Annotated in this window: 7 protein-coding genes; 3 read left to right on the top strand and 4 right to left on the bottom strand. The window is 65.8% G+C overall.

All coding sequences use genetic code 11. The features are described 5' to 3' along the window. Positions 1-35: 35 nt before the first annotated feature. Positions 36-2933, bottom strand: coding sequence for a Tn3 family transposase (locus ASE70_RS09360; RefSeq protein ID WP_056503901.1), 2898 nt, complete (start codon positions 2931-2933; stop codon positions 36-38). 94 nt (positions 2934-3027) lie between these two features. On the opposite strand from ASE70_RS09360, the gene ASE70_RS09355 reads away from it, so the two are divergent. Continuing rightward, on the top strand, positions 3028-3657 hold the full coding sequence (locus ASE70_RS09355; RefSeq protein WP_056503899.1) for a recombinase family protein: 630 nt from the start codon (positions 3028-3030) through the stop codon (positions 3655-3657). A gap of 38 nt (positions 3658-3695) precedes the next feature. Here the strand turns inward: ASE70_RS09355 and ASE70_RS09350 are convergent, their stop codons facing one another. Further along, on the bottom strand, positions 3696-4406 hold the full coding sequence (locus ASE70_RS09350) for a hypothetical protein (RefSeq protein ID WP_056503897.1): 711 nt from the start codon (positions 4404-4406) through the stop codon (positions 3696-3698). A gap of 324 nt (positions 4407-4730) precedes the next feature. Here ASE70_RS09350 and ASE70_RS09345 point away from each other — a divergent pair, with 324 nt between their 5' ends. Next, positions 4731-5057 (top strand): hypothetical protein, encoded by a 327-nt coding sequence (locus ASE70_RS09345; protein WP_235519733.1) that lies wholly within the window; start codon positions 4731-4733, stop codon positions 5055-5057. A gap of 490 nt (positions 5058-5547) precedes the next feature. Here the strand turns inward: ASE70_RS09345 and ASE70_RS09340 are convergent, their stop codons facing one another. Both ASE70_RS09340 and ASE70_RS09335 read right to left on the bottom strand, forming a co-directional pair. Further along, positions 5548-6882 carry a glycoside hydrolase family 28 protein gene (locus tag ASE70_RS09340; RefSeq protein ID WP_056503891.1) on the bottom strand — a complete coding sequence of 445 codons (1335 nt, stop codon included), beginning with the start codon at positions 6880-6882 and terminating at the stop codon, positions 5548-5550. A gap of 74 nt (positions 6883-6956) precedes the next feature. Further along, positions 6957-7826 carry a fumarylacetoacetate hydrolase family protein gene (locus ASE70_RS09335; protein ID WP_056503888.1) on the bottom strand — a complete coding sequence of 290 codons (870 nt, stop codon included), beginning with the start codon at positions 7824-7826 and terminating at the stop codon, positions 6957-6959. Positions 7827-7948: 122 nt separating this feature from the next. Between ASE70_RS09335 and ASE70_RS09330 the strand changes: the two genes are divergently transcribed. Further along, positions 7949-10579, top strand: coding sequence for a glycoside hydrolase family 2 TIM barrel-domain containing protein (locus ASE70_RS09330; RefSeq protein ID WP_162235956.1), 2631 nt, complete (start codon positions 7949-7951; stop codon positions 10577-10579). The last annotated feature ends 25 nt before the right edge of the window (positions 10580-10604 follow it).

The raw sequence follows: 10604 nt of genomic DNA, 5'->3' as shown, positions 1-10604 counted from the left end.
CAGGGGTCGGTTCCGGCTGAGGGCGAAATGACACCCTAAGCGTCGGCGTCTTTCGGCCAGAGGTATTCGCCGGTGAGCAGGATGTGCGCCCATCCCAGCGGCGAGACATGGGCGAGCAGATGGTCCGGCGTATCCAGCCCTTCGCGACGCCGGGCCTCGACGGCATGGCCGAGATGCAGGGTGTTCCAGTAGACGATGATAGTGGTGAGCAGGTTGAGGCCCGCGATCCGGTAGTGCTGGCCCTCGGTGGTACGGTCGCGGATCTCGCCTTGGCGGCCGATACGCAGGGCGTTCTTGAGCGCGTGATGCGCCTCGCCCTTGTTGAGGCCGACTTGGGCACGGCGCTGCATCCCGGTGTCGAGAATCCATTCGATGATGAACAGGGTACGCTCGATCCGGCCGACCTCCCGCAGGGCGGCGGCCAGATCGTTCTGGCGCGGATAGGCGGAGAGCTTGCGCAGGATGCGGCTCGGCGCGACCTGCCCGGCACTCATGGTGGCGGCGCAACGGAACAGGTCGGGCCAGTTGGAGACGATCAGCGCCTCACGCGCCTTTCCGCCCACCAGTGGACGCAGTTCGGTCGGCGTGGCGGCGGGATCGAATACGTACAGCCGTTTGGACGGCAGGTCGCGGATGCGCAGCACGAGGCGGTAGCCGAGCATGGCGCTGATCCCGAACAGATGGTCGGTGAACCCGCCGGTGTCGGCATATTGCTCCTCGATCCGCCGGCCCGCCTCGTTCATCGTCAGCCCGTCGAGCAGATAGGGTGCCTCGCTGACGGTCGCAGGGATCGGCTGCGACGCGAACGGCGCGAAGCGGTCGTTGACGTGGGTGTAGGCCTTGATGCCGGGGTCGTTGCCGTAGCGGGCATTGACCGTGTTCATCGCCTCGCCCTGTCGCGCGGCAGGGTAGAACTGGCCGTCGGCGGAGGCGGTGGTGCCCATGCCCCAGACCCGCGCCATCGGCAGTGCGCCTTGCGCCGCAACTACGGCGGCCAGTGCCTGGTCGATCGCCTCGCTCTCGACATGCCAGCGCGCGAGGCGGGAGAGCTGCCAGTAATCGTGGGTATTGCAGGCTTCGGCCATCTTGCGCAGGCCGAGGTTCAGCCCCTCGGCAAGAAGGACGTTGAGCAGGCCGATCCGGTCGCCGCACGGCACGCCGGTGCGCAGGTGGGTGAAGGCATCGGTGAAGCCGAGCGCGGCATCGACTTCGAGCAGCAGGTCGGTGATGCGGACGGGCGGCAGGCGACGGTACAGGTCGAGCACCAGCTCCTCGATCCCGTCTGGCGGATCGGCGGTGAGACGGTCGATGCGCAGCGTGCCGTCTTGGATGCTGCCATGCGGGATCGTGCCGTTGCGCGCGGCGCGACCGAGCCGGCCGAGGCCATCGGCAAGCCGTGCCTTGCGGTCGGCCAGCCAGACATGTGGATCGGATGGGACCGCCAGCTTCATGGTCCGCGCGACCGTCATCGGCACGAGAACATGGCGCAGGTCGCCATAGCGATGCGAGCGGTCGAGCCAGATGTCGCCCGAGCGCAGCGCATCGCGCAGGTGGAACATCACCGCGACCTCGCGGAGACGGGCATCGTCACCACCCTTCACCCGCAACTGACGCCGCCATTTGGAATGCGGGCGGAGGAAATCGTCGGTCGCCGGCAGGTCGCCCTTGGCGGCAATGGCCTTCACCGCGTCGAGCAGGGGGCGGGCGACCGGCGCAGCTACGAGATCAAGGCAGCGAAGCATACGCGGCGCATAGCGGCGGAAGCGGTGATAGCCCTGGTCGACATGGGCGAGCGGATCATCCCCCAGCGTATCGGTCAGCGTCCTGGCCGTTGCGACAAGGCGGTCGAGCCGATCCCAGCCTGCCGCGTGCGCGACCGCATCCTCCAGTGATGCGCCGTCGCCATGCGCGTCGAGCAGCGATCGACCGAGCGCAGCGAACCCGTCCAGCGTCGCGGTGACCGCGCCTCTGGTTTCCGCGGCACGCGCATCGTGCACCTGCTTCGCCTCGCGCCAGGTCCGGCCGACAATCCGGTCATGGGTTTCAATCACCGCATCGGCGGTCGCGGCAGCCCATTCGACGACGCAGACCGCGAGGATAGCGCGGCGCCGGTCGGCGTTCAGATCGCGCAGGCCATCGGCGAAGTAGCGTTCGCCCTGCCGACGCAGGCGAGCGACGCGGTGGGGCGGTACGCTGGCGAGCAGACTGGCATCGAGATTCATCCCGCGCAGGAACTCCAACCGGTCGAGCAGCCGGTTCGCCGCGGCGGAATTGTTGCCCGGCTTGATCCGGCGCAGCCAGATGAAGCGGCTGATCGTACCCGGCAGCATCTCGGTCGTCAGCCGGTCGAGCCGGGTGCAGGCGACGCGATCGAGGCGCGTGGCGATCCGCTTCTCGATATTCCGCTCGGCCGCGACCAGCGCGTCGGCGCACATTCGCTCGATGGTCGTGATCGCCGGCAGGATGGTCATGGTGTCGCGGCAGCGAGCGATGAAGCGCCGGGCGAGATCGTCGTTGGAGCGCGCCTGTTCGGCTTCGGCCAGTATCCAGTCGCGGAACGCACGCACCGGTGCGCCTTGACCGGGAAACGACCTGTAGCCGTAGGTACGGCGCAGCACCTCCATGTGCTGCTGGCGGGTCTGGCGGCGGACAGCATATCGGACGAGCGTGTCATCAGCGATGCCGAGCTGGCCACCGAGGAAGGCGGATACCGCCAGCGGGATCACCTCGCCCGGTGCCAGCATGCGACCGGGATAGCGCAGCGCACACAGTTGCAACGCGAAGCCGATCCGGTTTTCCGGACGGCGTCGCCGGTCGATATGGATCAGATCGTCATCGGCCAGGATGTAGTGCCTCAGCAGCGACGCCTCGTCGCTCGGCAAGTCGAGCAGCGCCGACCGCTGCCGGGCGCTCAGGATATGGCGGCGCGGCATGGTCAGGTGTCCCTGTTGAACAGAAGTCTGTTTTGGACAACACTGACCCCGCGCAGATCAAGGCTTTTCGGGGTCGGTTTTCGGGAAGGTTCAATTGGGACAACGCGCCGCCATCTACGCCCGTGTCTCGACCGCCGACCAGTCGTGCGAGCGGCAGCTGCGCGACCTTGCCGGTTTCGCAGAGCGGGGCGGCTATGAGGTGATCGAGGTCTTCCGCGAAACCGCCTCGGGCATGAAGACCAACCGCTCGGCACGCAGCGAAGTGATGAAGCTTGCGCAGGCGCGCCACATCGATGCGATCCTCGTCACCGAACTCAGCCGTTGGGGGCGATCAACGCAGGACCTGCTCGATACGCTGAACCGGCTGTCGGGCTGGCGCGTGTCGGTCGTCGCGATGAGCGGCATGACCTTCGAGGTCGACACGCCGCATGGGCGGATGATGGCGACGATGCTCGCTGGCATTGCACAGTTCGAGCGCGACATGCTCAGCGAGCGGGTTCGGTCCGGTCTCGCCGCAGCGCGGGCACGGGGACGCAAGCTTGGCCGGCAGACCGGTGACCGCCCCAAATCCGACCGGCACGCGCCCAAGGTGCTGGAGCTGGTCGCCGAGGGGCGCAGCTATCGCTGGATCGCGCGCGACCTCGGCCTCAGCAAGAACACCGTCGCCGCGATCGTTGGGCGCGCGCGGGTGGAGACGGCTCCCGATATCAAAATTGCGGAATAAGAATTCTCGGCATATGATCCTGTCGTAAAGACGCTGAATTATCGTTTGACCACCCGCCAAGGCACGAGCGCCGTAGAAGGTTTCCAGCAAGTTTCCAGGCTCGCTGCGAAGTCGTTCGCCCACGCACCGGGACTACCCGGCTTCAGCCATCCTTCGTAGCGTGATCGCATCAGGTACTCGCCAATCTCAAACGATATCTTGTCGGCGTGCAGCACAATCTCGGGCATCTGGCGGGTCTGATTTAACACGGACGAGAACCTGAGGTCTTCTCCAGTCGCTAGGTGCGCCATTGCGGCGGGACATTTGCGAATGTCAGCCTCGAGCCACTCCAGTCCCGCCTTATCGAGCGAACGGAGCAGGGCATCATCGCCTTGCGGCGGTGACTTTGCGATCATGGCGAATAGTCGCTGCCCGCGGGCTCGCGCCCTTGGCGGTTTGCCTTCATAGGGTGAACGGACCATCCGGGCTATCAGGCGATCTCCGCATGTCCGGCGTGCCTCGCCTACGTCGGCATCGGTGCAGCCCCTGCGGACTGCGATTGCGTAAACCGGAAAGCCGTAATCGTCTCCTAGATAGCGGACCGCCATCGCCGGTTCGGACCGTTCGGGAAAGAAGCGGGCCGGGTCGAATGCAAGTGCGCGAGTGCGTTCCTGGAAATCGTATGCCCGCGGAGCGTCCTGTGCTGCCAAGGGCGCGACTTGGCCGAGGACGAGCGCAGCGGCGATGTAGGCAGATCGGATCATGCTCATACATCACACGGCCTGTCAGGGCTGCATAGCCAGTTTCACGGGCGTCGCGAATGCCGCCTACCCCCAACCCAGTCAGTCCGCTTAGGGCGTCATTTCGCCCTCAGCCGGAACCGACCCCAGGCTGCATAGCCAGTTTCACGGGCGTCGCGAATGCCGCCTACCCCCAACCCAGTCAGTCCGCTTAGGGCGTCATTTCGCCCTCAGCCGGAACCGACCCCTGTTAGGCTGATCGAACCTAAGCTGTCTCAGCCGATTGAGGGGCGTTACCCAATTACCGCTGGCCTTGAACATTACGAGACTGATGAGGCAATGCCGACAGGCAGTGTGCGTGTGCTTGCCGATCAGCCGCTCGGGTTGTTGGCCGCCTCGCTGCTGGAACCCGAAAGCCAGGACTCGTTCCTTGCATGGGGCTTTTTCCCCGAAATGCTGGGACCTGCTTCAAGCACGGACGCCTTCGTACTTGCGGCACTCGGCGATCGGCTCCTCGCGACCAACCCGGTGGTCAAGCGCCGTTTTGATGCGAAGTTGCGTGATGAACCGGGCTTTGCCGCCGATCCCGACGCTCGACTTGCATGGCTCTACGCACAGGCAGGTCCGGGACATCCCTACCCCTTGCGCTATCCAATCGCGCGCGAAATGAGCGGTAGGTAGATGATTGCGGATCGGGACGATGTTTCCGCCACATCGTCCCGGCTCGAGGTCACGTAGCCAGCAATTGCCATCACGGCAGAGGTTGAGCGCTTTCCCAAAACGCCATCCTTGCGGGAAAGCGGGCAGGGTCTAGGCTCACCACCTTCCATGCTGACAACATGAATGAATGGCAGAAGGTAGGGAGCTGAAAAACGGCCGCGAATGACCGGATGTGGGTCGTTCAACCCGGCATGAACTTTGTATGGTTAGAAACCCTGGCCCAACGAACGTCCGGGGGGCAAAACGAACGATCCATCTCTCTCTACTGCAAATGTTCTAAGATTTACTTTGAATAAAAATGTGGAGTGATCGGCTGTGCTCCTGTAAATTCAGAGTAGTTTTACTTGTGACTTACGAAGTAGAGATTGCGAATTATCCGCCAGAATGTGTCGCGATCGTCATGTTTTTGTAATTCTAATGGCGGCGTCGCGTGTCCGGAACGCGATCGCCGTTAACCGTCGTCATCCCGCACGATCCTACCCGGTTCGTCGTTCACCCGCACGTTTTCCATGCGGACGTTCCGGGTATCGCGCGCGATCAGCTTCATTCGAACAGGATCGGTCAGCCGGACGTCGATGTCTCGCAACAGGACGTCGCTGATCGCAGTCGTCGGGTTGCCCGAGATCGTGCCGAAACCGCGCGTGGTCCCGCGAACATCCTCGATCATGATGTCGCGGATGATCGCACCCGGCTGCCGGGGTGCGACCTTCGATCCATGGGTAAGGCGGGCGTTGACGATCAGGCCGATCGCGGGATCATTGACGCTGAAATTGGGAATGTCGGTGCCGTAGAAGACCTCGCCGTTGTGCCAGCGGCTGATCGGGGTCGGTGCCTCGGCCAGCCGCACGCCCTTGACGCGCAGCTTCTCATATACCTGTCCGGGCGTGTCGGGACGGACTTTGAACCGGATCGTCGGAATGTCGCCGACATTGGTGATCCGTTCGACGCGAACGTCGCGCACCACCGTCGCGTTGCTGCCATAGGTGATGCAGCCCAGACCATGTTCGAAGACGCAGTCGTGGATATGGATGCGTTCGACCGGTGGCGCTTCGCGGTAGGCGGCGGCCCCGGCGCCCTGGGTTCCTTTGAGCGCGATGCAATCGTCGTCGACCGAGAAGCGGCAACGGCGAACGATCACGTCCTGGCAGCTATCGATGTCGACGCCGTCGCTACTCGGCGCACGGATGACATGGGGCACCTCGAACCCGCAATCCTCGACCACCGCCCGGCGGCAGCGATAGAGGTGGAGGTTCCAGAAGGCGGGGTCCCGGAACGTCACGCCGCTGACCAGTACGTCGTCGCAATCCTCGATCGAACAGAGCTGCGGGAGATGATATTGCACCTTGGCCTTGCCGACATATTCATCGGGCAGGGTGAAGAACCTCCGCCAGAAGGGGTCGCCTTGTCCGTCGAGCGTGCCGGGGCCGACGATGCGCAGGCCGTGGTTGCCCGTGGCGTTGACGAGCGCCATGCGCAACGGTTCGGGCCAGACTTCGACGAAGCGGCGCATTACCAGCGGATAATCGGCGAGCGACGCCGACCCCTTCAGCACCGCGCCGCGCCGCAATTCCATGCCGACGCCAGGGCGCAGAACGATCGATCCGCTGACGAAGACCCCCTGGGGTATCGCGATCATGCCGCCGCCGGCGCGGGCGCAGGCATCGATCGCACGCTGGATCGCGGCGGTGTTGAGCGTCCTGCCGTCGCCGACCGCCCCGTGATCGCGGATGTCGATCGTCCGCCGCCGCTGCCCCAGCGCCGTGCCGGGCAAGACGACCAGCGGCATGGCACCCGCCATCGTTCGCAACAAGTGGCGGCGTGGGAGCATGGCAGCGTCTCCGATCGGGATCGACGGGAGCGTCAGGGAAGCCGGGGGGCGGGGGCCTGCCATGCGACGAAATCCTGCCGCTGCCCACCCAGCCGTTCGATGCCGAGCGTCACGACGTCGCCCGGCTTCAGATACCAGGGCTCGGGCTTCTGGCCCAAGCCAACGCCCGGCGGCGTGCCGGTGGTAATGATGTCGCCGGGTTCCAGCGTCATGAACTGCGACAGATAGGCGATGATCTGCGACACGGTGAAGATCATCGTCGCGCTCGACCCGTCCTGCATCGACCGGCCATTGACCGACAGCCACATCGACAGGCTCTGCGGATCGCCCGCTTCGTCGGGCGTCACCAGCCACGGGCCGACCGGGCCGAACGTTGGGAAGCCCTTGCCCTTGTCCCACGTCGGCCCGCGTTCGGCCTGCCAGTGCCGTTCGGACACGTCGTTGACGACGCAATATCCCGCGACATGGGCCAGCGCGTTGGCCTCGGACACATGGCTGGCGTGGCTGCCGATCACGACGCCCAGTTCGACTTCCCAGTCGGTCTTGCGCGAATCCTTGGGGATGACGACCGGGTCGTTCGGCCCCTGGATGCAATTCACCCACTTGCTGAACACGACGGGTTCGTCGGGAATGGGCAGGTTCGATTCGGCAGCATGATCGGCATAGTTCAGCCCGATCGCCACGAACTTGCGGGTGCCCGCGACCGGAGCGCCATAGCGCAGATCGCCGGTCGCCAGCGGCAGCGTGGCCGGATCGATCGCGGCAAGCCGTGCCAGCGAGGCGGGGGACAGCACGTCGCCGGCAAGGTCGGCGACGACGCCCGACAGGTCGCGGATCTGGCCGTCGGCATCGACGACACCGGGCTTTTCGGCATTCGGGCTGCCGTAGCGACACAGCTTCATGTGGACGTTCCCCTTTTTTGCGATGTGGCGGCCATGCGCCGTTTACTTGCCATCCCGGTAGCTTTAGACGATTAAGTCATAATACGTCATACGTCAAATGGCGGTGAAGGCTGGAGATGAGGATGCCGGGGCGGTGGTTGGTAGTCGCGATGCTGGTGCTGCTGATGGCGGGGCTGCCCACCGCAGCGTCCGCCCGGACCGAAACGGTGCTGAGTGAGGGGTGGCGGTTCCACCTGGGCGACGTGCCGGGCGATGCGACCGCGCGCGATCATGACGATGCGGGTTGGGAGCGGGTGGCGGTGCCGCATACGTGGAACCGCGTCGGCAACTATGCCGTCACCCGCCGCGCCGATGCGAACACCACGCGCGGAATCGGCTGGTATCGCCTGCGCTTCACGCCCCCGGCCGCAGCGGCGGGCAAGCGCGTCTATCTCCAGTTCGATGCCGCCAGCATCATCGCCGACGTCTGGCTGAACGGCCGCAAGCTGGGGCGGCACGAGGGCGCGTTCAGCCGCTTCCGCCTCGATGCCACCGACGCGCTGCTGCCGGGCGAGAACGTCCTGGCGGTGAAGGTCGACAATGCGAAGCCGGAGCGGGGCAGCACGACCGAGTTCGTCGTCCCTATTTCAGGCGACTTCTTCATGTACGGCGGGCTGTATCGCCCGGTATCGATGATCGTGACCGATCGGGCGCATGTCGACCTGCTCGATCACGGTGGGCCGGGCGTCTATGGCAGCGTCGTGGCGCTGGACGATGGCGTGGCGCGGGTGGCGGTGCGGACCCGGTTGCGCAACGATGGCGCGTCGGGCGCGATGACGCTGCGGACCCGTATCGTCGATGCCGCCGGGCGGACGGTGGCGCGCGACGAACGCAGGGTAGGGCTGGCGCGTGGCGCGGACAGCGAGGAGCGCGCGACACTGACCATCGCACGGCCACGCCGCTGGAACGGCATGGCCGACCCCTATCTCTATCGCATGATCGTCGAACTCGTCGGGCGCGGCGTGCTCGACCGGGTGGAACAGCCGCTCGGGCTGCGCACCGTCGCGGTCGATCCGAACCGGGGGTTCCTCCTGAACGGTACGCCGCTGCGGATGCGCGGCGTCAACCGGCATCAGGACCGGCAGGAGAAGGGCTGGGCATTGAGCGCAGCCGACCATGCGCAGGACATGGCGCTGATCGAGGAGCTGGGGGCCAATTCGGTGCGGCTGGCGCATTACAACCATGCCGCGCCGTTCTACGAACTGGCGGATCGCAACGGCATGGTGCTGTGGGCCGAACTGGGGCTGGTGAACCTCGCCTCGATCCCCGGCATGGCCGATACGCCCCCCGCGATGAAGGCCAATGCCGAGGCGCAGATGGTCGAGCTGATCCGCCAGAACTACAACCACCCCTCGGTCGGGGTCTGGTCGATCGGCAACGAGATTACGAACTGGGCGTCGAAGGGCCTGACCCCGTCGAATGCGCGACCGTTGATGCGCGCGCTGGACGCGGTGGCCAAGCGCGAGGACCCGTCGCGGCCGACCACCATCGCCGCCTGTTGCGAGGTGCTGCCGGGCGAGACGGACGACGGGCGCGATCGCACCGCCGGCACCGCCGATACGGTGGCCTACAACCTCTATTACGGCTGGTACGTATCGGGCCGGGTGGCAGATGCGACGCGGCTGGGCGCGGTGATGCGCGGTTATCACCGCGAAAATCCGGCGCTGCCGGTCGGTGTCGGTGAATATGGCGCGGGCGGCGCGATCACACAGCACACCGACAATGTCGATGGCGGCAAGATCGAGAGCATCTACCGCCCGCAGGCCGAGGAAGTGCAGGCGGCCGTCCACGAACTGTCGTGGAAGGAGCTGAAACCGCTCGATTTCCTGTGGGGCACCTGGGTCTGGCAGATGTTCGACGCCACCAGCGACCTGCGCGAGGAAGGCGACAGCACCGACATCAATACCAAGGGGCTGGTGACGTTCGACCGGGCGGTGAAGAAGGACGCCTTTTGGTTCTACAAGGCGGCATGGAGCAAGACGCCGGTGCTGTATCTGGCGGGGCGGCGCTATGTCGACCGCGCCTATCCGGTGGTCGATATCCGCGCCTATTCCAACGCCGCGCGCGCCGACCTGACCGTCAACGGCCGGTCGATCGGCAGCGCGACGTGCAGCGACGGCGTGTGCGGGTGGCCCGACGTGCGGCTGTCGTCGGGCGAGAACATGGTGGTCGTGACCGCAGGCGCACAGCGCGACGCCATGACCCTGCGCTACGGCGGGCCGGAGCGCGCGATCCACGTCCGAACCGGCACGCTGGAGGGCGTGACGCTGGCCGATGGCACCCGCTACGGATCGGACGATTTCTTCGATGGCGGGCTGGGCCATACGCTCAACCCCTATCAGCGCGAACTCTATGCCGCCGACCAGACTCGCAAAGCACCGAAGGTCGTCGCCGGCGCGGCCGACCCCCGGTTGTACGCCAGTTGGCGCGCGGGCAAGGCGTTTCGCTACGCGCTGCCGCTGCCCGATGGGCGCTACCGCGTGACGTTGCACCTGTTCGACCCGACCGAGACGGCACCGGGCAAGCGGGTGTTCACGGTCCGGGACGGGAATGGCGCGGCGCAACGGATCGACGTGGTGGCCCGCGCCCGCGGCGGGCTGCGCGCGACGACGGTGACGCTGCCCGCCACGTCAATCGACGGGCGATTGTCGCTGTCGTTCGACGGTGTGGTGGGTGAGGCGATTGTCTCGGCGATCGACGTCGTTGCGCAGTAAGGACCGGGGGAGGGGGCGGGCCCCT

Source organism: Sphingomonas sp. Leaf22 (assembly GCF_001421715.1).
In the GTDB taxonomy this organism is placed as follows: domain Bacteria; phylum Pseudomonadota; class Alphaproteobacteria; order Sphingomonadales; family Sphingomonadaceae; genus Sphingomonas.
The sequence above is the reverse complement of the archived record's forward strand: the minus strand, read 5'-3'. Positions and strand labels throughout refer to the sequence as shown.